Here is a 22,410-nt window from a genome sequence, read left to right as displayed (position 1 = left end):
ATATGCATAATAAGGTAATACCAGTTGCAGTGGGTATTTTGATGAATGAAGCAGGCCATGTGCTCTTAAATACGCGCCCTAGGGGTAAAAGCTTTGCGGGTTATTGGGAATTTCCGGGTGGTAAAATTCAGTCACATGAAACCCCTGTAGCTGCTTTAAAGCGCGAATTAATGGAAGAAATTGGGATAGTGATTCAAAATGCCCAATTATGGAAAATGGAGACGTTTTGCTATCCTCGCCACACAACGGTACAACTATATTTTTTTCTGATCAACAATTGGCAAGGCACCCCTGTTGCCCAAGAAAAGCAGCTATTAAGTTGGCAGAACCCGCAAAATTTAACGGTTTCACCTATCCTTGAGGCTAATATAGCTTTAATGAAAGATTTAACGCCAGGGCTTTTTAAGCTGCATAGAGCATAAATACACAAGGTTTTTTATGAAGAGCTGGCAAGGGTGGCCAATTTTTTACCAAGCAACTGATGATCGTTTGGTTTGGTAAGGTTAATTCGCACGCAATGGCTAGCCTTGTTGTTGGTCGCAGGGTATTGATACAGCTATTTAATAAAGCATCATTGCGATAGGGGGTTTCGATAAAGATTTGTGTGGCATCACGTTCTAGCGATTCTTTTTCTAAAGCGCGAAGCGCAATGATGCGTTGAGTGGCAAATTTAGGTAAGTAACCATGAAAGGTAAAGCGTTGAGCTGGCATGCCTGAAGCCATCAAAGCCATTAAGATAGCAGAAGGTCCAATAAGCGGAAGGATACGTTGACCCTGATCATGTGCCTGGGCAATGAGTAAGGCGCCCGGGTCAGCAATAGCAGGGCATCCTGCTTCGCATAACAGGCCTATGTCTTCCCCTGAGGCTAACAAATCCAATAAAGGCGCCAAAGTTACTGCGGTGCTATTTTTATTGACGGTTAATAAGGTCAGCGATGATAAAGGTACTGGCCAATTAAGCGCCCTTAAGTGCTGCCTTGCCGTTTTAGGTACTTCAACCGCAAAATAGCGAAGGTGTAAAATTTGGTCGCGTTGGGTCTCAAGTAACCAAGGTGTATTGCTTGATCCAATAGGTGTTGGAATGATGTAAAGGGTTGCTGCCATAGATCAAATATCAGGTGTCAAGTATTGACCAACCAGCCTTTTCCAAATAATCGAAGAGCGTCAAAATCGGTAACCCAATAAGCGCATTGGGATCTTTTTTGGGATGAATGGATCGAATCAATAAAGCACCCAAACCTTCTGCTTTAATCGCGCCCGCACAATTTAAAGCGCTAGGCTCTTGCTTAAGGTAATAGTTGATACGAGATAAAGTGAGGTTTCGTAGAACAACATCGGTTGTTTCGCAGTATTGATGAATTTGCCCCGTTTTTGTATTCAAAAGCGCAAAAGCGGTGTAAAAGCGTAAGCGATGACCTGATAGTTTTTGCAGCATTGCGATAGCATGATGAAGTGAATGTGGTTTACCCCATAATTGCTGATCACAATAAGCCAATTGATCAGCGCCAATAATCAAGGTATTAGGGTAATCCACAGCAACGGATTGTGCTTTAAGACGCGCTAAACGTAGAACCGTTTTTTTGGGTGGGTCGGTAGGCAAAAAAACTTCTTCAGCTTTGGGTGATGCAACATTACATAGCACATGGCATTGGGTTAATAGGCGTTGCCGCGCGGGGGAGGTTGAGGCTAAAACAATCTGCATAAGGCGCATGCTTTACTTTGACAAGATAGACGATAAATTGTAGCATGGAGAATTGTTTTTACCGTTCATTTTATCAAGACTTGATAGATCAAGGGATATATCTATGGCCGTTCAACAGAATAAAAAATCACCTTCTAGGCGTAATATGCGTCGAGCGCATGATTTTCTTACTGCGCCACAGTTGGCTAGTGAGCAAAATACAGGCGAGGCACATTTGCGACATCATATCAGCCCAAGCGGATTTTATAGAGGTCGCAAGGTTATTGCTGATAAAAAAGTAGCAGATAAAGCATAAGATACAAAACCAATACTCTTTGACTGGCTAAACTGATGACAGTGATGCTTGCGGTAGATGCGATGAGCGGGGATAAAGGAGTGGCTGCTACTGTTCCGGCTGCTATACGTTTTTTAAAAGACTATCCTGACGCAAAATTAATCCTTGTAGGCGACAAAAAACTATTGCACCAAGTTTTAGCGAGTCAAATGCCTTTTTTAGAGGGTCGTTTAACGATACAGCATGCTAGCACGATTGTGAAGATGGATGAGTCGCCTCAAGTGGCACTGCGCAGTAAAAAAGATTCCTCAATGCGAATAACGATTGAGCAGGTCAAAGAAAACAGGGCACAAGCTGCCATTTCAGCAGGGAATACTGGTGCCTTGATGGCAATGGCCTATTTTGTGCTCAAGATGTTACCAAATATTCATCGTCCAGCGATCGCCAAATTCATCCCTCGGTTAGATGGGGTTACTTGTGTATTAGATTTGGGGGCAAATCTTGATGCAACACCTGATCAACTTTTACAATTTGGATTGATGGGCGCTGAATTAATGCGTGCTACTGAAAAGATAGCATCCCCAAAAATTGGGTTATTAAATATAGGTACAGAGGAAACCAAAGGTAGCGATACTTTGCGGCGTGCGCGTGAATTGATGCTAAATTCTGATCTAAACTACCAAGGCTATGTAGAAGGCAATGATTTATTTTCTGGTGTTGTTCATGTTGTTGTCACAGATGGTTTCACGGGAAATATTGCTTTAAAAACTTCGGAAGGTTTAGCCCATTTGATTTCGGGAATTCTTCATGAAGAATTTAATAAAACATGGTGGCGTCGCTGTTGTGCATTGGCTGCGTTACCGACTTTAAAACATGTGCGAGCTCGGTTGGATCCACGTCGCTATAATGGTGCAAGCTTACTTGGATTACGTGGATTGGTTGTAAAAAGCCACGGCAGTGCTGATGAACAGGGATTTTATTACGCGCTGGTACATGCTTACCTTGCCGTACATCAGCATATTGTTAAACATATTGCCCAGCATGCTGAGAGCATGGCGGGTACGTAATGATGACATAAAATAGTCTATATGATTTATTCGAAAGTGATTGCTACGGGCGGTTATTTACCGAGCCATCGTGTCTCTAACGATGCACTAGCTTTACAGGTGGAAACAAGCGATAACTGGATTGTCAGCCGTACAGGTATTCAGGCACGCCACATTGCAGCGCCAGATGAATTAACTAGCGACTTGGCTTGCCGTGCTGCTGAAGCAATTTTTACTGATATGCCTGAGCAGCGCCAACAAATTAATTTATTGATTGTGGCGACCACAACGCCAGATATTATTTTTCCTAGTACCGCGTGCATTGTGCAACAAAAATTGGGCCTTGAAGGTTCTACCCCAGCTTTTGATATCCAAGCAGTTTGCGCAGGCTTTATCTACGCTTTAGCAACAGCTGATGCTTATATTCGTTCTGGCATGGCACGTAAAGTTTTAGTTATTGGTGCGGAAACGATGACCAAGCTTTTAAATTGGCAGGATCGAAGTACTTGTGTATTGTTTGGCGATGGAGCGGGCGCTGTGTTACTGGAGGCATCGGATAAGCCCGGTATCCATTGTTGTAAATTGGCGGCTGATGGTACACGCAAGAACATGTTGTCTGTACCAGGCCAGCTTCGTTCTGGTCAGATCTGTGGATCGCCCTATCTGCAAATGGATGGCCAAGCTGTTTTCAAATTTGCCGTGAAAGTATTATCGCAAATGGCAACCGATATTTTATCTGAGGCGCAAATGTGTAAAGAGGCGATAAACTGGTTCATTCCGCACCAAGCCAATATCCGTATTATCGAGTCAACAGCAAAACATCTTGGATTACCCATGTCGCGCGTGGTTTTAACACTTCCAGAACAAGGCAATACTTCCTCAGCTTCGGTGCCGCTGGCTTTGGATACGGCGGTGCGCGACGGGCGTATCCGGCGAGGAGACAATATTCTATTAGAAGGAATTGGCGGTGGATTTACTTGGGGTGCTGCAGTGCTTACATTCTAGTTATGCGCTAAAGGCAATGTCCATGCGATCTAAGGCTTTTTCTAATTGATCAGTTCTTGTTGCAAAAGATATTCTAAAGTGCTTGGCCATGCCAAATGCTGAACCGGGCACAACGGCGATGTGGTATTGATCTAGTAAGTAATCTGTTAAGGCTAAATCATCGCATGCAGTAATTTTACCTTGCTTGGCAAGTCGTGTGATAGCATCACTTGCATCAATAAAGGCATAAAAAGCCCCCTGGGCAGGTAAGTATTGCAGACCATCTATTTGATCAAAACGCCGAATCAATAAATCATGACGTTGTCTAAAGGTAGTCAGCTTCGTTTTCAAACAAGTTTTGTCACCAGTTAACGCAGCTTGTGCGGCAACTTGAGCAATCGAACAAGGGTTAGAGGTTGATTGAGATTGGATCATTCCCATTGCCCGGATGATCGTGCGTGGACCTCCTGCGTATCCGATACGCCACCCAGTCATTGCAAAAGCTTTAGAAACGCCGTTAATAAGCAGCGTTTGTTGTTTTAAAGCGGGCTCTGCATCTAAGATGTTATAAGCACGATTGTCTTTCATGAGAATATGCTCATAGATATCATCTGATGCGATAAGTATATCTGGATGTTGGATTAGCACTTTTGCCAACGCTTTGAGTTCATCCAAAGAATAGGTTGCGCCAGTTGGGTTAGCTGGTGAATTGATAACCAATAACCGAGTTTTAGGTGTAATAGCTGCTGATAATTGTGAAGGCGTTAATTTATAACCTTGATGGGCTGGGCAGGTTAAAAGGATAGGCACAGCGCCTGCAAGTGTAACCATATCAGGATAAGATACCCAAAAAGGTGCTGGTATAATGACTTCATCGTTTTGGTTTAAGTAAGCCATGCATAGATTGTAAAAAACATGCTTAGCGCCTGTCGAGACAATGACTTCATCCTGCGAGAACCGCATGTTGTTTTCTTGGTAAAATTTACTGATAATCGCTTCTTTTAAGGTTTTCGTACCCGTAACAGCAGTGTATTTTGTAAAACCGCATTGTAACGCTCCTATTGCTGCTTGTTTAATATGTTCCGGTGTATCAAAATCTGGCTCACCTGTTGACAGATCAATAATATCCAAGCCTTCTGCTTTCATTTTTTGAGCCTTGGCAGCCATAGCAAGTGTTGGCGATTCTTTAATATTTTGGACACGCTGTGCAATTTGCATGGTCTTAAGTTACCACAAGTGATAATGATAGGAACTTGCCATCTTAATTGTTAAATCCCAATGCTTCAAGTAGAATTCATCCATCTAAAAATATCGTCGCATCGGCTTTGATGAAGACTGCTGGTTCACTTGTATCGACTCCTTATTCTCCCATTTTACTTGCGACTAGGACACAGTTGTCGCGCACGCAATTTAGCGCGGGCGCCTGCCAAGTTGTCCAGCATCTGCAACAAAATGGTTTTGAGGCCTACATTGTTGGCGGAGCAGTGCGAGATATATTGCTCCATCAAACACCTAAAGATTTTGATGTGGCAACCGATGCACCGCCCGAATCAGTGCGGCGCTTATTTCGACGTGCTTATATTATTGGTCGGCGTTTTCGTATCGTGCATGTTGTGATTGATCGTAGGGTAATTGAAGTGTCTACCTTTAGAAAGCAGGGCACAAAACTTTGTAATAGCAGTGGTCGTATTATGCGAGACAATATTTTTGGTCATCGTGAAGAAGATATGCGGCGGCGTGACTTTACTATTAATGCATTACTTTATGAACCAACTGACGAAAATATTATTGATCATGTGGGTGGTTTAGCCGATCTTGTTGAAAAACAAATTGTGACTATTGGCGACCCTGCTATACGCTATCGGGAAGACCCGATTAGAATATTACGCGCCATTCGCTTTTCAGCAAAACTGGATTTTAACATTGAAAAGAATACGCGGCAGGCAATCGTTGATACTCAATATTTATTGGATAAAGAACCCACTGCACGTTTATTTGATGAAATGTTGAAATATTTGACCAATGGATATGCGGTACAAGCAATGAGGTTACTCCAGCACTATCAACTCACCGCTGCGTTCCCATTTTTTAAGCAATTGAATATTTATCTTGATATACCTTTTATCATGACTGTGCTTCAAGCTACGGACAAACGTGTCCAATGCTACCAAACAGTTTCTACCAGTTTCTTATTAGCTACTTTAGCATGGCCGAGTATACTGAATTTAAAAAAAATGTTGCTTAAGCGTTATAAAAAACCGGAATCAGCTATGCTCCATGCGATTGAAATAGTTGATCAACGTTTTAGGGCGGCTCATACTATTCCCCGTTGCTTTATGACAGTCATGAAAGCGCTATGGGTCATGCAGGAAAGCTTTGAGTCAACAGTTCCTGAAAAAGCGGGACGTTTGCTAAAACAACCGCATTTTAGAGCAGGATTAGATTTTTTTCTGTTACGTGCCAAAAGCGAGCAGATTCCTAAGAAGGTAGTTGCCAAATGGGTCGTTCTTCAATAAATCCAATATTTAAAAAGGCTTATCTTGGTTTAGGAAGTAATCTTAATGATCCGATACGCCAAGTCAAGGCAGCTTTAGCAACTTTAGCAGATCATCCAAAGATTCGCTTGATGGCTAGCTCTTCATTTTATTTGACCAAACCAGTTGGTTATTTAAACCAACCAGACTTTATTAATGCCGTAGCAATTATTACAACAAGCTTGATGCCATATGATTTATTAAAAGCAATGTTGCGTATTGAGGAACAATTCGGTCGAAAAAGAACTTTTCGCAATGCGCCACGTATTTTAGATATTGATTTATTGTGGTATCAGGATGTAGTCTGTGCTGATCCAATACTAACGCTACCACATCCAAGGTTAGCCCAAAGAGCTTTTGTACTGTTACCGCTGATGGAATTAGATCCTGATTTATTGGTTTTTCCGAATAGAACCCTAAAAATGTTATTAGCTCGTGTAGAATGCGAAGGTGTTATGCGGATCCATGACATATCGTAATATTAGAATAGATGATTGACTTTTAGCGATGACTATAAAACCTATTACCTTACCTTTTGATTACATCGTTGTTGAAGGCACAATTGGCGCGGGTAAATCTGAATTAGCTAAGCGTTTAGTTGATTATTATCACGCCACATTTATCAAAGAGCGTCCGGAGGATAACCCTTTTTTGCTGCGTTTTTACAGCAATACAGGTCATCTTGCATTGGCAACACAACTAGCCTTTTTGCAGCAGCGGATCGCAATGGCACAGAACATGTTTGCCCCTGAAATGGCCACTTCTAAAATTATAGTATCTGATTTTCTTTTTGAAAAAGATGCGATCTTTGCCAAAATGATTCTTGATGATGACGAATTGTCTTTATATCGCTACATTGTCGATCAAATTGCCCCACGCTACCCTGTTCCTAAACTTGTGATCTATTTGCAAGTTTCTGAAGATATGGTTAAGCGACGTATTGCAGCAAGGGGAGATGAATATGAAAAAATTTTTCCAGAAGGGTATTTGAGCCGTATTCAAGTTGCATACAGTACGTTTTTTCATCACTATAATGCTTCGCCTTTACTGATTGTTAACACCGATAATTTAATTTTTAGTCGAGACGAGGATTTTTATCTATTACTTCAGTATATTGCCAAAAATCGCAGTGTTCGTAGTTACTTTAATAAGAATTAATACGATATGGCTGAATGTACTGAAACTATTTTTGGTGTGTTGCTGCTGGATAAGCCATTGGGACTTAGTAGCCATCGTGCCACACAAATAGTCCGTCGTCTATTTCAGGCCAAAAAAGCAGGTCATACTGGTTCGTTAGATCCTGCAGCTACTGGGCTTTTGCCAATATGCTTAGGTGAAGCAACAAAGTTTGCATCTTATTTATTAGATGCCGATAAAGCGTATTGTGCAACAGTACAGTTTGGTGTGACTACTACAACGGGTGACCAAGAAGGCGCAGTCCTTAAACGGCATGATGTTACTTTTTGCCAAGCGGATTTAGAGCATGTTGTGTCCCAATTTTGTGGCGATCAAATGCAATTGCCGCCCATGTATTCAGCACTCAAATACCATGGTAAGCCGCTTTACCAATATGCGCGGTCTGGTTTGACGGTTGAGCGCGCTCCAAGAAAAATTACGGTGTATCACATGGAGGTGATGCGTTATGCAGATGGTGTAGCGGACATATTTATTCACTGTAGTAAAGGTACTTATATTCGGACGCTTGCAGAGGATATTGGCCGCACATTAGGAAGTGGTGCATCACTGCTTGCGCTGAAAAGAACGCAGATCGGCATTTATGGTTTGAAAGATGCGTTTTCCGTTGAAACATTAGAACAGCTATCCTTAAACGATCGCAAAACTAAATTAATGCCAGTTGATTCTTTAGTGACAAGTTTGCCAACGATATGTTTAGAAAAAAAACAAGCATTCTCTTTTCAGCAAGGCCAAACAGTACCCATCTTTGAGCAAAGTAGTGATATACTGAAGAGATTTCGTGTGTATAGCGAAACGGATCCCCCGTTGTTTATTGGTGTCGGGGAAGCGCAAAAACCGGGTGTACTAACCCCTATTAGATTAATGGCCATGGAATAAAGAATTTAGTTTATCGTTAAAACTTTAAGAATAGATATTCATTGTTTGGAGCATAAAGAGTATGGCGATTAGTGTTGAGGATAAAGCAGAAATTATTAGGACATATCAGCGAAAAGAGGGTGATACGGGTTCGTCGGAGACACAAATTGCTATTCTGACGGCACGCATTAACGATTTGACGACGCATTTTAAAACACATGTGAAAGACAATCATAGTCGTCGCGGTTTGCTTAAGTTGGTTAGTCGACGCAGACGCTTGCTGGATTACTTACAACGTACCAATCTAGAGCTGTACCGTAGTTTAATTGGTCGTTTGAGCCTGAGGAAATAAGTTATTTTTATATAAAAATATCGCTCATTACAGAATTAATTGAGCGATGAAGTGGTGTGCAATGTTGACAAAAATTAACAAAACGAAAGTCGAGAATAATAATGTTTAATAAGGTTAGCAAAAGTTTTCAATATGGACAGCATACCGTTACCCTTGAAACGGGAGAGATTGGGCGGCAGGCAAGTGGATCAGTATTGGTATCAATGGGCGATACAATAGTTTTGGTTTCAGCTGTTGGCTCTAGTGAAGTTCAATCAGAACAAGATTTTTTCCCGCTTTCGGTTGACTATTTTGAGCGCACCTACGCAGCAGGCAAAATACCGGGCGGTTTTTTTAAACGAGAAGCTAGGCAATCAGAAAAAGAAATTTTGACTAGCCGCTTAATTGACCGACCCATTCGCCCACTTTTTCCGGCTGGTTTTTACCATGATGTGCAAATTATAGCGACAGTACTTTCTTTGGATCCGGAAATTGATTCTGATATTCCCGCAATGATTGGTGCATCAGCGGCATTGACAATTTCTGGCATGCCGTTTAATGGTCCAATTGGTGCAGCACGGGTCGGTTATATCAATGGTGAATATCAATTAAATCCTACTAAGGCAGAATTAGCAATTTCAGATCTGGATTTAGTGGTAGCTGGCACGTCTTCTGCGGTACTGATGGTGGAATCAGAAGCGAAGGAATTGCCAGAAGAAGTAATGCTTGGCGCGGTGATGTTTGGTCATCAAGCTATGCAGGATGTTATCGAAGCAATCAATGCATTGGCAGATGAAGTTAATCCTATATTGTGGGACTGGCAGCCATTGCCAGAGGACGAAACTTTGGTAAAGCGTGTACGGGATCTTGCTAAAGATGATATTTGTGTAGCATTCCAGCTTCGTGGGAAGCAGGCACGCACTAAAAAATTAGCAGAGGCATGGGAAAAAGTTAAATCTGCCTTGATAGATATCAACACTGATCCGCTTTTAATAAACAAAATTAAACAGCATTTTAAGGCACTTGAAGCAGATGTAGTACGTGGGCAGATTTTAAGTGGCGAACCGCGTATTGATGGACGTAGCACTTCAGCTGTACGTCCCATCAGTATTCGCACCAGTATATTGCCCCGTGCACATGGTTCAGCACTTTTTACGCGTGGCGAAACTCAAGCACTTGTTGTGACGACTTTGGGTACGCAGCGCGATGGTCAAGTGATTGATGCTTTGTCGGGTGAATATATTGAACGCTTCATGTTACATTATAACTTCCCACCCTATGCAACTGGGGAAACAGGGCGTCTTGGACCACCAAAACGCCGAGAGATTGGTCATGGGCGTTTAGCAAAGCGTGCTTTGCTTGCAGTATTACCTTCTGCTGAAGAATTTGGTTATTCCGTACGCGTAGTGTCTGAAATTACAGAATCTAATGGTTCTTCCTCCATGGCATCTGTTTGTGGCGGCTGTTTATCACTGCTTGCCGCAGGTGTGCCACTTAAAGCCCATGTCGCAGGTATTGCTATGGGGCTTATTTTAGATGGAAATCGCTTTGCGGTCTTGACCGATATTTTGGGCGATGAGGATCATTTAGGCGATATGGACTTTAAAGTAGCGGGTACAACAGAAGGCATAACAGCATTACAAATGGATATCAAAATCCAGGGTATAACTGAAGAAATTATGCGTGTTGCATTGGATCAAGCAAAAGAAGGTCGAGAGCATATATTAGATTTAATGAAAAAAGCGATCAAAACTCCTCTGTCTTTATCAAATTATGCGCCGCGTTTATTCACTATGAAAATTAATCCCGATAAAATACGGGAGGTGATTGGTAAGGGCGGTGAAACGATTCGAGCGATTACCAAGGAAACTGGCACAGAAATCAATATTGAGGATGATGGGACTATTACTATTGCATCGGTTACACAAGAAGGGGCAGAGAGCGCTAAACAACGTATTGAAGATATTACTGTGGAAGTGGAGATAGGCGCCATTTATGAAGGAACAATTATTAAGATCTTAGATAATAATGTCGGTGCAATTGTTTCCCTTTTCCCGGGCAAAGATGGACTTGTACATATTAGTCAAATAGCCAATGAGCGAATTCGAGATATTAATGATTATGTATCTATTGGACAGACTGTTAAAGTGAAAGTCATTGAAATGGATGATAGGGGTCGTATTCGATTGTCGATGAAAGCACTTTTAGTGACTTAAACGAGATGATGCTAGAATATTTAACATGAATGAAGCCAGTGGCAGTCTGATGTAAGAGCAAGGTCGGCAACGAATTTCGCTCCCGATATTGCGTGATTGAGGAGATTATGATTCGTTTTCAATCGTTGCCAAGACAAATCATTAGTTATGGTGGCAATCGCTGGGATTGGGCATTGCTACCCATTGTATTGGCTTTTCTTGCGCTACTTGCTTGGGGAGCAAGCCAAATGTCCGCACCCTATCAAGTGGGGACTTCTCTGCCTATCTTGCTTGACCCGATCATGTTGCCTTACTACTTGTTTCGCACGATGTTGCGCATGTGTTTTGCTATGATAATCTCGTTGTTGTTTGCGTGCGTATTTGCGATCCTTGCTACTAAAATAAAGCTCGCAGAGCGTGTTTTATTACCGCTGCTGGATATATTACAATCTATTCCAGTTTTAGGTTTTTCATTTATTACCCTTGCTGGATTTATTGCTTTATTTCCAGGCAATCTATTAGGTGTAGAATGCGCGGCGATTTTTGCTATTTTTACATCGCAAGCTTGGAATATGGCGTTTTCGCTTTATCAATCCTTACGTACCATTCCATTTGATCTAGCAGAAGCTGCTTGTGTCTTTCGTTTATCAGGTTGGCAACGTTTTTGGCGACTCGAGCTGCCGTTTGCTATGCCTAATCTTCTTTGGAATATGATGATGTCGATGTCAGGTGGCTGGTTTTTTGTAGTGGCTTCTGAGGCAATTTCAGTTTCCAATCAGAGTATTCGCTTACCGGGTATTGGTTCTTATATTGCGCTTGCGATTGACATGCATAATATTCATGCCATTTTATGGGCCATTGTAGCAATGGGACTGGGTATTTTAATTTACGATCAATGTATTTTTCGTCCCTTATTAGCGTGGGCTGATAAGTTCCGTTTTGAAGAAACGGGAGGAGGGAATGCGCAAACTTCTTGGCTACTTTCTTGGCTACGCAGAACAAATCATTTTCAAAAATTAGGGTTTATTATTGGTAAAAGTATTGTTACAACATTTTCTTGGTTTTATCGACGTGAACTACGCCCGATGCCATCTATGGATGTACGTACCATATCTCCGCGTTGGATGCATTTATTCGATTTTTTTATGCTTATGGTTGTACTTTTAATTTCTTGGCAGTTGGTGCATTTTATTTTGCGTACAGTTCATTGGGTTGAGATCAGTCATGTTTTTGCGTTGGGTTGCTATACCATGATACGCGTTTTAGTATTAATTATGATTGCCACGTTGTTTTGGGTACCTATTGGTGTGTGGATTGGGTTAAATCCTAATTGGTCAAATCGCTTGCAGGCTTTAGCGCAATTTATGGCAGCTTTTCCGGCTAACCTCATGTTTCCATTGATGGTGATCATGATTGTACGTTTTCAATTAAATCCCAATATTTGGTTATCTCCATTAATGATTTTAGGTACACAGTGGTATTTATTATTTAATGTAATTGCGGGTGCATCTGCTATTCCTACTGAACTACGTTATGCAGCAAAAAATACGGGATTAAAAGGTTGGCTTAAATGGAAACGTTATTTATTACCAGCCATTTTTCCAAGTTTTATTACGGGTGCGATTACAGCAAGTGGAGGTTCATGGAATGCGAGCATCGTGGCAGAATATGCACGCTGGGGAGATACCACATTAAAAGCAGAAGGATTAGGTAGTTACATTGCACACATGACAGCAGTTGGTGATTACCCGCGATTGGCTTTGGGTATTGGTATGATGTGTTTATTCGTGATGAGCTTGAATGGATTCGTATGGCGCAAACTCTATCGAATATCAGTTGAGCGTATCAGGCTTTCATGAATAGATGTTAAAAAGAAACAGATTGAATCTTAAATGAGTAATGAACTGTGAAGCAAACATTGATTGAATTAAAAGCGGTTGGTAAATCCTTCAAATCGGTGGATGGGACTGCGCGTTCTGTTTTGGAGGATGTTAATTTTGCGCTCAGGGAAGGTGAAATTGTGGCTCTTCTTGGTCAGTCTGGATCTGGTAAATCTACCATGTTGCGTATCATGGCAGGATTAATTCAGGCCGATTCGGGAGAAGTCTATTATCGGGATAAACCGATCAATGGTCCTGTAAGTGGTGTACGGATGGTATTTCAATCTTTTGCGCTTTTTCCTTGGCTAACTGTACAACAAAATGTTGAGCTAGGTTTGGAGGCAATCGGTCTTTCTCATCGTGAGCGCTTAGAGCGTGCTGAAACGGCTATCGAAATGATTGGTTTATCAGGATTTGAAGGTGCCTTGCCACGCGAACTATCTGGTGGCATGCGTCAGCGCGTTGGGATTGCGAGGGCACTTGTTGTTCAGCCAGATGTTTTATTGATGGATGAGGCTTTTTCAGCGCTGGATATTTTAACAGGCGAGCAATTACGCAATGATGTACTTGAGTTATGGGACAAAAAAGATACGCCGATGAAGGGCATGCTAGTTGTTTCGCATAACATTGAAGAAGCTGTACTAATGGCTGACCGTGTATTAACTTTTGCATCAGATCCTGGCAAAATTCGTGATGAATTATTGATTGCCAAAGTGCGTCCACGTGATGCGGATAGCCCAGAAGTTCGCTATTTAATTGATCAAGTATATGCCATGATGACAACTAAGGTGCCTAATTCAGGTCGTGTAATGGTTGATAAACAACTTGGCTATCGTTTGCCTGATGCCGATACAAATCGTATGGAAGGTCTTATTGATTTATTGGCTGAGTCACCGTTTAATGGTCGGGCTGACTTGCCAAAAGTTGCTGAAGAAACAGAACTAACGGACGATGAATTGCTGCCCTTGACAGAAGCTTTACAACTACTTGGTTTGGCGAATGTTTTGCATGGAGATATTGTTATTTCAGCACTCGGTCGTCGTTATGTACAAGCCTCTAACAGTGACCGACAAACAATTTTTGGTCGGCAATTATTAGCGAATATTCCTCTTATTGCCTATATCAGACAATGTTTAACACATGAAGATACAGGGGAATTACCTCTTGGACAATTTCGTAAAGTGTTATATGGATCTTTATCTGAAGATGAAATTGAGCGCATACTGAATATTGCTATTGAATGGGGTCGGTATGGTGAAATTTTTGAATATGACTATCGCACGGGCGTGATTAGTCTGCCCGAGCAAAATTTATCTGGACAGCAAGGTTAACTAAGAGGCGGTTATTTGATAGAACATGACATCAAGTCTACAGCAAATCATTAGTGCTTTGGCTGCCTATTGGAGTGAGCAAGGTTGTTTGTTAATCCAGCCCCTAGATATTGAGGTTGGTGCTGGTACTTCGCATCCGGCTACTTATTTACGAGCGATAGGTCCTGAGCCATGGTTTGCAGCTTATACCCAAGCTTCGCGACGCCCAAAAGATGGTAGGTATGGTCAAAATCCTAATCGTTTGCAGCACTACTACCAGTATCAAGTAGTTTTAAAACCTTCTCCGATTGATATTCAAGATCTTTATCTGGGTTCATTATATGCATTAGGTATTGACCCAAAAATGCATGATATCCGTTTCGTTGAGGATAACTGGGAAAATCCCACGTTGGGTGCTTGGGGGCTTGGATGGGAAGTATGGTTAGATGGGATGGAAGTGACGCAATTTACCTATTTTCAACAGGTGGGTGGATTAGACTGTAAACCTGTCATGAGCGAGATTACTTATGGTCTAGAACGTTTAGCTATGTATCTGCAAGGTGTTGAAAATGTTTATGACCTTGTTTGGGGCTCATCGTTGAATGAGCGACTAATTACCTATGGCGATATTTATCAGCAAAATGAAATTGAACAATCAGCCTATAATTTTGAGCATGCCAATGTCGAAGCGCTTTTTATGCTGTTTGATCACTATGAGCAAGAAGCTAAGGCGTTGTTAACTATACCACTCGTTCTACCTACCTATGAAATGATTCTTAAAGCAGGGCACATATTCAATTTATTAGATGCTCGGCACGCTATCTCAGTGACGGAACGCGCTAATTATATTGGTCGCCTACGTACCTTATCGCGCCGTGTTGCAAAGGCCTATTACATCATGAGAGAAACACTTGGGTTTCCGCTTTGCCAAGCGTTGCCTACGGTTAAGGCATCAACATGAATGCAACGTTACTGATTGAATTGCAAGTTGAAGAATTACCGCCTCGTAGCCTTGAAAAATTAGGCGATATGTTTGCTGCAAACCTACTGGATGCATTGATCAAGCAGCAATTTACCGAGCCTACGTCAAAAGCGGTTGCCTATGCATCACCACGCCGTTTGGCTGTGACGATATTTCATGTTAATTCTCGGCAACCTGATCAGCAAATATTTAAAAAGGGCCCGGCGTTACATCATGCTTTACTAGCTAATCAACCGACGCGAGCCTTGATGAGTTTTGCAAAAGCTTGTCAGGTATCTATTGATCAATTAAAAATTCATCATGATGGCAAACAAGAAGTTTATGCCTATTTACGATTAATGCCCGGCAAAACATTGGAAGCAGTACTCCCTGATATGCTTCACATTATTTTTAAAAGTATGTCATCTGATACTTTTATGCGCTGGTCAGATAAAGATGATCAGTTTATACGTCCTGTGCATGGATTGATTGTATTACATGGCCAACATATTATTCCTTGCACTATGTTTGGATTATTTAGTACAGCTACTACAAGTGGACATCGTTTTTTAAGTGACCAGATCATTACGATCAATGAAGCTCACCATTACGCCTCTATTATGAAAGAGGAAGGTAAAGTAATCGCTTCTTTTAGTGAACGCAGAGCTTATATTGACGAAGCCTTGGAGGCAGCAGCCAAAAATTTACAAGCAATTATTGCTGATAAGGACATGCTTATTGATGAAGTAACAGCACTTGTGGAATGGCCAAAAGTGCTTGTGGCAAGTTTTGACCCTAGTTTTTTACGTTTACCAAAAGAGTGCTTGATGCTTACCATGCAACAGCATCAGAAATATTTTCCCCTGTTAAATTATCAAGGTCAATTAATTCATCAGTTCTTGTTGGTTGCAAATAACGCAACGCATGATTCTACGCCAATCATCCAAGGTAATGAGCGTGTTATTCACGCACGACTTTCTGATGCCGCATTTTTCTTTGATCAAGACCAACGGCATCGGTTAGACAGTTTCACTCCAAGATTAGCGAATATTGTTTACCATCACCAATTAGGTAGTCAACTAGACCGCACAAAACGTTTACAGGCGATTGCAGAGCGCTTTGCAAAATTATGGCAGATCAATCCTGAGCATGCTTCTCGCGCTGCTTATCTTGCAAAAGCGGATTTATTAACCGATATGGTCGGGGAATTTCCTGCGCTGCAGGGGATTATGGGTCGATACTATGCGATACATGATGGCGAACTTATTACTATTGCCAATGCTATTCAAATGCATTATTCCCCAAAATTTGCAGAAGATATGCTACCTGATGAACCTTTAGGTGAACTCTTAGCGCTTGCCGATAAGCTCGAAATGCTCGTTGGCATGATGGGATTAGGTATTCTACCGACAGGCGATAAAGATCCTTTTGCACTACGTCGTGCAGCATTGGGTGTATTGCGTATCTTTTTAAAGCTATCCATAGATTTTAAGGTACTCTGCCAAATTACCTTTGAAGCTTTCCCTCAATCACTGCTTGCTGAAGATACAGTGGATGTGGTTTATCATTTTTGTTTGGAGCGTTTAAAATATTATTTACTGCGTGATCATGCACAAGATACGATTGAGGCGGTATTAGCTCATCAACCCAGTCGATTGGATGAAGTAATTAATAAAATTAAAGTCATTGAAAATTTTAGATGTTTGCCTGATGTCGCACCATTACTTTTTGCCAACAAACGAGTAAAAAATATATTGCGCAAAGCTCCTCTTTCGCTCAAAGCGGTTGAACCACGATATTTTGTTGAATCTATTGAACACACGCTTTTTGAACAGATACAGCATATTGATCCGATTATCAGCAAAGCGCTTGCCAATAAGGATTATCAAGCAGTGTTGTCGGCTGTGGTTCTTTTTAAAGAAAGTATTGATCAATTTTTCGATCAAGTCATGGTCATGACCGAGCAAACAGTCCTTAAAAATAATCGACTAGCGCTTCTTGCCAAGTTATCCACATTACTAAATGCTGTTGCAGATCTCTCCTTGCTCTCCGATGAAAACCATTTATAGTAGCGTTCATTTATTGGTACGCAATCTAGTTTATTGGGTGTTTATCGTGATCACGACGATTTTAGCAAGCACCATATTGTTTATTCTTTGGCCGCTACCGGATTATAAGCGACACTGCCTTGGTATATTTTGGCCTGATGCTTTACGCTGGGCTTTACACCATATTATTGGTTTGAAATATCACGTTATTTACGAAGGAGGTGTATTACAGACGCCTGCTATTATTTGTGCCAAACATCAATCGGGCTGGGAAACCATCGCACTACAAGGTATTTTTCCACCACAAGTATTTGTTACAAAAAAAGAGCTTTTATTTTTACCTTTTTTTGGTTGGGGATTAGCTTTGATGAATGCTATTGGTATTGAGCGTGCTGATCCTACCCAAGCTTTTCGACAGATGATCCGACAGGGTCAAAAACGTATTCGGCAGGGTTTTTGGATTGTTATTTTTCCAGAAGGTACACGAATTAAACCAGGACAAAAAGGCACCTATAAGATTGGTGCAGTATTACTTGCAAAACAACTGCAAGTACCTATTGTGCCTGTTGCACATAATGCTGGAGAATTTTGGCCCAAAAAGTCTTTCCTCAAATATCCTGGTGACGTAACAGTTATAGTTGGGTCACCCATTCGAACGGATATAGATAAATCAAATGTTATTCTTAAGCAACTAGAAACCTGGATAGAAAATCATCAGCGTCAAATTGGTGGAGAAGGCCCTTATGCTGACCCGAAAGAAAGGATGATCTGGCTAAGTCGCCATAAGAAGAAAATATAAAATACGCTAAAAATAGTAACTACTGCGCGTCATGATTTGTGCCATTTTTTTCATAGCAAATTTAGCCATTTTCGGTAAGGGTGCTGCTCCTAAGCGGTTGGCAAGTAAAGCATGGCGTTTTTCGTCCTGTATCATCTTTTTAATGATTGTGCGGCTTTTTACATCCTGCTTTGGTAATTTTGTCAAATGGCTGGTGAGATGTGCGCAGACTTGATTTTCTGTTTCTTCCAAAAAACCCAAACTTTGTCGATCTCCCAATAATCCTGCCGTGACACCGATAGCAAAAGATCCTATATACCATATTGGGTTGAATAGACTGGTTTTACCGCCTAACTCATGAATGCGTTGTGCTGTCCAAGCAAGATGTTCTGTTTCTTCATCAGAAGCATTTTGTAACTCTTTTTTAGTATTCTTTCGATGTGCTGTGAGTGCTTGCCCTTGATAAAGCGCTTGAGCACAGACTTCTCCACAATGGTTGATACGCATCAGTCCGATGGCATGCTGTTTATCCATTTTATCAAGAGCTGCTTCAGGTAAATTCGCATCAGGATGTGGACGGACGCTTATCGCTGGCGAAAAAATGGTACGTAATGCTTTATCTAATTCAATAATCAAACGATCTAACATTGATTTTCTAGGCGAACGTAAATTAAAAAACGAATGTATGTGTAAGTAGACATCATGCGGGCAAATACTTATTTTAAAGAAGTGAACCCATTTTACCTGTTTTTACCGGGGCGAAATAGTTATTTCGTGAACACATCATGCTAAAATCAATAAACTTATGGCACAGTTTAAGAGGGGCTAATGGATTCATTTTTTGGATTTTTTTTGCTGGTAGGTATTGCTATCCTGATTGCCATTTTTATAGGTAATGGAGTTAGGGTGAGACGCGAACGCCAAATTATTGAGCAGCGTTTTTTTCGTGATTTTCCAGATGTGTTGTTGGATGTACCCAAAAATCAAGTGCGAGATGGGCAACAGGGTATGCTTGTGGAGCCTACTTTAGCGGTGCATGAGATCCAGAAAAGCCATGTACAAGATGAAGAGCACACTTTTACCTTGACGACTCCAGAATCAACAAAACCTTCAGCATTTGTTTTACCTGGTGAATCAGAAGCAAAAGCAACGTATGATGCATGTAATGTATCTTCTGATGTGGTATCGGACAATGAAAAGCAGGTTGAAGCAGCAGTGATTGCTAGTAGTGCAGATATGACTGAGCAAGATAGTGCTTCATCCTCACAAGCAGCAGATCTGACTATTCAAGCAGTTGATAAAACCCTACTTAATCCGATGGTTGATTTCATTGTTGATATTGTTTTTGTTGATCCGCATCATTTAGATACATTACCCTGTTTTACAACTATGCGCCGTTATAGCATGATTGGTTATACCGAAGCAGCAGGATGGCAGTTGGTGCACAATCTGTCTAGCACACCTTATCAAGCGCTGAAGATTGGCTTACAAACTGTCGATCGCAACGGCGCTATTTCCCAGTCAGAATTAGAAAAATTTTGTGAAGAAGCTAAGGCGTTTTCTGATCGCGAGGAAGGTCGTATTTCGATGCCATCTATTACTCAGCAATTAGCTATTTCAGAAGAATTGGATCAATTTTGTGCCGAAGTTGATGTATTGGTCAATATACATGTTCAATTTCACCAAGCTGTTAGTGGTGCTGCATTGCACAAAATGCTCACTCATGAGGGACTTACCTTGGAACTAGATGGGCTATTTCATTATTTATCCGAAGCGGGCGATAGTCTTTACACGGTTTCGGATGAAGCAGTCAGCTTTGATAAGCAACGCTTGTCACAACTTCAGTCAACTTTACTAACATGGCTATTTGATGTGCCACGCGTTAAAGGGGGGGTACAGGTTTTTGATCAGGGGTTAGCTGTTGCTCGCCAAATTGCTAAAGCATTTGACGGTGATCTGGTGGATGACAACCACCATCTTCTGACTGATCAGGGTTTATCGCATATCCGTACGCAATTAATCCAGCTTTATCAAAAAATGGAAAATAAGGGTATTGAGCCGGGCTCCGCATTATCCAATCGCTTATTCATCTAATTACTAAGCTATTTTGCGATGCCAGATTTGACTATACAAGCACATATTACCAGCCTTACAGAGGCACTCAATCGTTACGCTTTTGAATATTACACACTTGATGCACCAACTATTCCTGACGCAGAATATGACCGTCTTTTCCGTGAACTTGAGCAACTAGAATATAAATACCCTGATTTAAAAAGACCAGATTCACCAACAGCGCGCATTGGTAGCTCACCACTTACAACTTTTAAAACAGTAAAGCATACTGTACCGATGCTTTCTTTGAATAATATTTTTTCAGATATCACACAAAATGATTTTGTGAAGCGCCACGCAGAACTGATCGCATTTTGCGAACGGATGTGCAAAATGCTGTCTTGCCATTCTATTGAATATTGTGCAGAACCAAAGTTTGATGGGCTTGCCGTAAGTCTAATTTATGAAGCAGGTTTATTGATTCAAGCATTAACACGTGGAGATGGTAATCAGGGCGAAGACATTACTGACAATATTAAAACGATTCGTTCAATCCCCTTGACTTTACAGGGTAAGCAGATACCTACTTTATTGGAAGTACGCGGCGAAGTACTGATGCTGAAGAAGGATTTTATGTTCCTTAATCAGCAAGCAATGGTTTCTCATGAGAAGATTTTTACCAATCCACGTAATGCCGCAGCAGGGAGTTTACGTACATTAGACTCACGCATTACAGCCAAAAGACGCTTGTCTTTTTTTGCTTATGCTATCGTACGTTTAGAGCATATCAATTGGCCAAGTAGCCATTCACATGAATTGAATCTTTTGCGCCAACTGGGTTTGCCAACAATTGATCCGTCTTTTTATTGCACAGCTTTTGATGCATCAGCATTGGTCAATTATTTTGAAAACATGTTGTCAAAACGCGATAGCTTGCCTTTTCATATTGATGGCGTTGTTTATAAAGTTAATCTTTTTGCTCAACAACAACAACTGGGCTTTGTTTCGCGCGCTCCACGCTTTGCTGTTGCACATAAATTTCCTGCTGAAGAAGCAATAACACAAATTGAGGCGATTACTGTACAGGTTGGGCGAACAGGTGCTATTACGCCTGTTGCGCGATTAAAGCCAGTTTCGGTAGGCGGCGCAACCGTTACCAACGCAACACTGCATAATGAAGATGAGATCAAAAGAAAGGATATTCGCATTGGGGATACGGTAATTGTTAGGCGCGCAGGAGATGTTGTACCAGAGGTCGTATCAGTAATTTTAGAAAAACGTCCTTTAGATAAGGATGGGTTGGCGAAAGCTATGCCCTATCTATTACCTCAAAATTGTCCTGTATGTGCTTCTCGTATTGTTCGTTCCGATGAGGAGGTCATAGTGCGTTGTAGCGGTGGCTTATATTGCAGCGCACAACGCAAAGAAGCCATATGGCACTTTGCTTCACGTCAAGCCATGGATATTGGCGGGTTAGGGCGAAAAATAATTAGTCAATTAGTCGATGAAGGTTATGTGAAGGCATTAGCTGACTTATATCACCTCAACGTTGAACAATTAGCTAACTTAGATCGTATGGGTGAAAAAAGTGCACGCAATTTAATGAATGCTATTGAAAAAAGTAAACTTACAACGCCGGAACGTTTTTTATATGCTTTAGGTATACGCCATGTTGGTATCAGCACGGCTTATGATTTAATGCATCATCTAGGTGATTTTAGTTTTTTGATGAACGAATCGCTTACGTTGTCAGATGCTATATTAACTGCACCTAATGTGTCAGAAACTTTTAAAAATCGTCTACTTACCGTTCCGAATATTGGGGATGTAGTGGCTCAATCCATCGCTGATTTTTTTGCTGAACCACATAATCGATTGGCGATAGAAGCCTTAATAGAAGCTGGTATCACTTGGCGTAATGTTAGTGTGACCCAAACGACAACTTTACTTGCCCAAAAAATCTTTGTATTAACAGGTACTTTACCAACCCTTTCACGCGATGAAGCAGCAGCACGCATTAAAAAAGCAGGTGGTATCATTCGAGGCAGTGTATCAACTAAAACGGATTATGTTGTAGCTGGTGAAGCATCGGGCAGTAAATTAACCGAAGCTGAGCGTTTAGGTATTAGGATTATTGACGAAGCGATCCTTTTAAGGCTTTTACAATCATCTTAATACCAACTGTTCGTGGTAAAAACCTCATAATGACCAGGGTAACACGTTTATAATGACTAGCTTAGCATGATTATTTATTTTGAAG

The 22,410-nt window shown here is 41.3% G+C and carries 21 protein-coding genes; 17 read left to right on the top strand and 4 right to left on the bottom strand.

From position 1 onward, the window contains the following. The first annotated feature begins 2 nt into the window (after positions 1-2). On the top strand, positions 3-422 hold the full coding sequence (gene mutT, locus IPK86_02950; GenBank protein ID QQS16404.1) for an 8-oxo-dGTP diphosphatase MutT: 420 nt from the start codon (positions 3-5) through the stop codon (positions 420-422). On the opposite strand, the gene IPK86_02945 is transcribed toward mutT, so the two are convergent. Both IPK86_02945 and maf read right to left on the bottom strand, forming a co-directional pair. After that, on the bottom strand, positions 403-1,104 hold the full coding sequence (locus IPK86_02945) for an SAM-dependent methyltransferase (protein ID QQS16403.1): 702 nt from the start codon (positions 1,102-1,104) through the stop codon (positions 403-405). The genes mutT and IPK86_02945 overlap by 20 nt on opposite strands. Positions 1,105-1,114: 10 nt before the next feature. After that, entirely contained in the window at positions 1,115-1,702 is a 588-nt protein-coding gene (gene maf / locus IPK86_02940; protein QQS16402.1) for a septum formation protein Maf, read from the bottom strand. A gap of 103 nt (positions 1,703-1,805) precedes the next feature. Between maf and rpmF the strand changes: the two genes are divergently transcribed. The 3 genes from rpmF to IPK86_02925 are packed head-to-tail and all read left to right on the top strand — an operon-like array spanning position 1,806 to position 4,027. Beyond that, complete coding sequence (gene rpmF / locus IPK86_02935; protein ID QQS16401.1) at positions 1,806-1,997, top strand: 50S ribosomal protein L32; 192 nt, start codon at positions 1,806-1,808, stop codon at positions 1,995-1,997. A 35-nt stretch (positions 1,998-2,032) separates the two neighbouring features. Beyond that, complete coding sequence (plsX, locus tag IPK86_02930; protein ID QQS16400.1) at positions 2,033-3,043, top strand: phosphate acyltransferase PlsX; 1,011 nt, start codon at positions 2,033-2,035, stop codon at positions 3,041-3,043. Between the two features lie 21 nt (positions 3,044-3,064). Further along, the gene (locus IPK86_02925) at positions 3,065-4,027 is read left to right on the top strand and encodes a ketoacyl-ACP synthase III (protein QQS16399.1); all 963 of its coding nucleotides are present in this window, start codon (positions 3,065-3,067) and stop codon (positions 4,025-4,027) included. Here IPK86_02925 and IPK86_02920 read toward each other — a convergent pair whose 3' ends face one another. Beyond that, complete coding sequence (locus IPK86_02920; protein QQS16398.1) at positions 4,028-5,224, bottom strand: pyridoxal phosphate-dependent aminotransferase; 1,197 nt, start codon at positions 5,222-5,224, stop codon at positions 4,028-4,030. 47 nt (positions 5,225-5,271) lie between these two features. On the opposite strand from IPK86_02920, the gene pcnB reads away from it, so the two are divergent. From pcnB to IPK86_02865, 11 genes are all read left to right on the top strand, one after another. Beyond that, positions 5,272-6,522 (top strand): polynucleotide adenylyltransferase PcnB, encoded by a 1,251-nt coding sequence (gene pcnB, locus IPK86_02915; protein QQS16397.1) that lies wholly within the window; start codon positions 5,272-5,274, stop codon positions 6,520-6,522. Beyond that, a complete protein-coding gene (gene folK, locus IPK86_02910) occupies positions 6,504-7,019 on the top strand; it encodes a 2-amino-4-hydroxy-6-hydroxymethyldihydropteridine diphosphokinase (protein ID QQS16396.1) in 516 nt (171 codons plus the stop codon). The genes pcnB and folK overlap by 19 nt, the downstream gene beginning before the upstream one ends. 28 nt (positions 7,020-7,047) lie before the next feature. Continuing rightward, a complete protein-coding gene (locus IPK86_02905) occupies positions 7,048-7,698 on the top strand; it encodes a deoxynucleoside kinase (protein QQS16395.1) in 651 nt (216 codons plus the stop codon). Between the two features lie 6 nt (positions 7,699-7,704). Continuing rightward, positions 7,705-8,613, top strand: coding sequence for a tRNA pseudouridine(55) synthase TruB (truB, locus tag IPK86_02900; GenBank protein QQS16394.1), 909 nt, complete (start codon positions 7,705-7,707; stop codon positions 8,611-8,613). A 61-nt stretch (positions 8,614-8,674) separates the two neighbouring features. Further along, positions 8,675-8,944, top strand: coding sequence for a 30S ribosomal protein S15 (gene rpsO, locus IPK86_02895; protein QQS16393.1), 270 nt, complete (start codon positions 8,675-8,677; stop codon positions 8,942-8,944). 101 nt (positions 8,945-9,045) lie between these two features. Continuing rightward, positions 9,046-11,139 (top strand): polyribonucleotide nucleotidyltransferase, encoded by a 2,094-nt coding sequence (gene pnp / locus IPK86_02890; GenBank protein QQS16392.1) that lies wholly within the window; start codon positions 9,046-9,048, stop codon positions 11,137-11,139. A 107-nt stretch (positions 11,140-11,246) separates the two neighbouring features. Further along, positions 11,247-12,977, top strand: coding sequence for an ABC transporter permease subunit (locus tag IPK86_02885; GenBank protein ID QQS16391.1), 1,731 nt, complete (start codon positions 11,247-11,249; stop codon positions 12,975-12,977). A gap of 47 nt (positions 12,978-13,024) precedes the next feature. Next, positions 13,025-14,329 (top strand): AAA-associated domain-containing protein, encoded by a 1,305-nt coding sequence (locus tag IPK86_02880; GenBank protein QQS16390.1) that lies wholly within the window; start codon positions 13,025-13,027, stop codon positions 14,327-14,329. 25 nt (positions 14,330-14,354) lie between these two features. Further along, positions 14,355-15,269: a glycine--tRNA ligase subunit alpha gene (glyQ, locus tag IPK86_02875; protein ID QQS16389.1), complete on the top strand. Its 915-nt coding sequence runs from the start codon at positions 14,355-14,357 to the stop codon at positions 15,267-15,269. After that, a complete protein-coding gene (locus tag IPK86_02870) occupies positions 15,266-17,338 on the top strand; it encodes a glycine--tRNA ligase subunit beta (protein ID QQS16388.1) in 2,073 nt (690 codons plus the stop codon). Before glyQ ends, IPK86_02870 begins: the two co-directional genes overlap by 4 nt. Beyond that, on the top strand, positions 17,322-18,116 hold the full coding sequence (locus IPK86_02865; protein QQS16387.1) for a 1-acyl-sn-glycerol-3-phosphate acyltransferase: 795 nt from the start codon (positions 17,322-17,324) through the stop codon (positions 18,114-18,116). Before IPK86_02870 ends, IPK86_02865 begins: the two co-directional genes overlap by 17 nt. Positions 18,117-18,122: 6 nt before the next feature. On the opposite strand, the gene coq7 is transcribed toward IPK86_02865, so the two are convergent. Then, positions 18,123-18,743: a 2-polyprenyl-3-methyl-6-methoxy-1,4-benzoquinone monooxygenase gene (gene coq7 / locus IPK86_02860; protein ID QQS16386.1), complete on the bottom strand. Its 621-nt coding sequence runs from the start codon at positions 18,741-18,743 to the stop codon at positions 18,123-18,125. Positions 18,744-18,923: 180 nt separating this feature from the next. On the opposite strand from coq7, the gene IPK86_02855 reads away from it, so the two are divergent. Further along, positions 18,924-20,189, top strand: a complete 1,266-nt coding sequence (locus IPK86_02855) for a hypothetical protein (protein QQS16385.1) — start codon at positions 18,924-18,926, stop codon at positions 20,187-20,189. A gap of 18 nt (positions 20,190-20,207) precedes the next feature. Beyond that, positions 20,208-22,325 carry an NAD-dependent DNA ligase LigA gene (ligA, locus tag IPK86_02850; protein ID QQS16384.1) on the top strand — a complete coding sequence of 706 codons (2,118 nt, stop codon included), beginning with the start codon at positions 20,208-20,210 and terminating at the stop codon, positions 22,323-22,325. The last annotated feature ends 85 nt before the right edge of the window (positions 22,326-22,410 follow it).

This window comes from Neisseriales bacterium, assembly GCA_016699915.1.
In the GTDB taxonomy this organism is placed as follows: domain Bacteria; phylum Pseudomonadota; class Gammaproteobacteria; order Burkholderiales; family Q3-R57-64; genus Q3-R57-64.
The sequence above is the reverse complement of the archived record's forward strand: the minus strand, read 5'-3'. Positions and strand labels throughout refer to the sequence as shown.

Bases quoted from the DNA above. Each gene is read 5' to 3' on its own strand.
- mutT (QQS16404.1), top strand. From the start codon at position 3: ATGCATAATAAGGTAATACCAGTTGCAGTGGGTATTTTGATGAATGAA.
- IPK86_02945 (QQS16403.1), bottom strand. From the start codon at position 1,104: ATGGCAGCAACCCTTTACATCATTCCAACACCTATTGGATCAAGCAAT.
- maf (QQS16402.1), bottom strand. From the start codon at position 1,702: ATGCAGATTGTTTTAGCCTCAACCTCCCCCGCGCGGCAACGCCTATTA.
- rpmF (QQS16401.1), top strand. From the start codon at position 1,806: ATGGCCGTTCAACAGAATAAAAAATCACCTTCTAGGCGTAATATGCGT.
- plsX (QQS16400.1), top strand. From the start codon at position 2,033: ATGACAGTGATGCTTGCGGTAGATGCGATGAGCGGGGATAAAGGAGTG.
- IPK86_02925 (QQS16399.1), top strand. From the start codon at position 3,065: ATGATTTATTCGAAAGTGATTGCTACGGGCGGTTATTTACCGAGCCAT.
- IPK86_02920 (QQS16398.1), bottom strand. From the start codon at position 5,224: ATGCAAATTGCACAGCGTGTCCAAAATATTAAAGAATCGCCAACACTT.
- folK (QQS16396.1), top strand. From the start codon at position 6,504: ATGGGTCGTTCTTCAATAAATCCAATATTTAAAAAGGCTTATCTTGGT.
- IPK86_02905 (QQS16395.1), top strand. From the start codon at position 7,048: ATGACTATAAAACCTATTACCTTACCTTTTGATTACATCGTTGTTGAA.
- truB (QQS16394.1), top strand. From the start codon at position 7,705: ATGGCTGAATGTACTGAAACTATTTTTGGTGTGTTGCTGCTGGATAAG.
- rpsO (QQS16393.1), top strand. From the start codon at position 8,675: ATGGCGATTAGTGTTGAGGATAAAGCAGAAATTATTAGGACATATCAG.
- pnp (QQS16392.1), top strand. From the start codon at position 9,046: ATGTTTAATAAGGTTAGCAAAAGTTTTCAATATGGACAGCATACCGTT.
- IPK86_02885 (QQS16391.1), top strand. From the start codon at position 11,247: ATGATTCGTTTTCAATCGTTGCCAAGACAAATCATTAGTTATGGTGGC.
- glyQ (QQS16389.1), top strand. From the start codon at position 14,355: ATGACATCAAGTCTACAGCAAATCATTAGTGCTTTGGCTGCCTATTGG.
- IPK86_02870 (QQS16388.1), top strand. From the start codon at position 15,266: ATGAATGCAACGTTACTGATTGAATTGCAAGTTGAAGAATTACCGCCT.
- IPK86_02865 (QQS16387.1), top strand. From the start codon at position 17,322: ATGAAAACCATTTATAGTAGCGTTCATTTATTGGTACGCAATCTAGTT.
- coq7 (QQS16386.1), bottom strand. From the start codon at position 18,743: ATGTTAGATCGTTTGATTATTGAATTAGATAAAGCATTACGTACCATT.
- IPK86_02855 (QQS16385.1), top strand. From the start codon at position 18,924: ATGGATTCATTTTTTGGATTTTTTTTGCTGGTAGGTATTGCTATCCTG.
- ligA (QQS16384.1), top strand. From the start codon at position 20,208: ATGCCAGATTTGACTATACAAGCACATATTACCAGCCTTACAGAGGCA.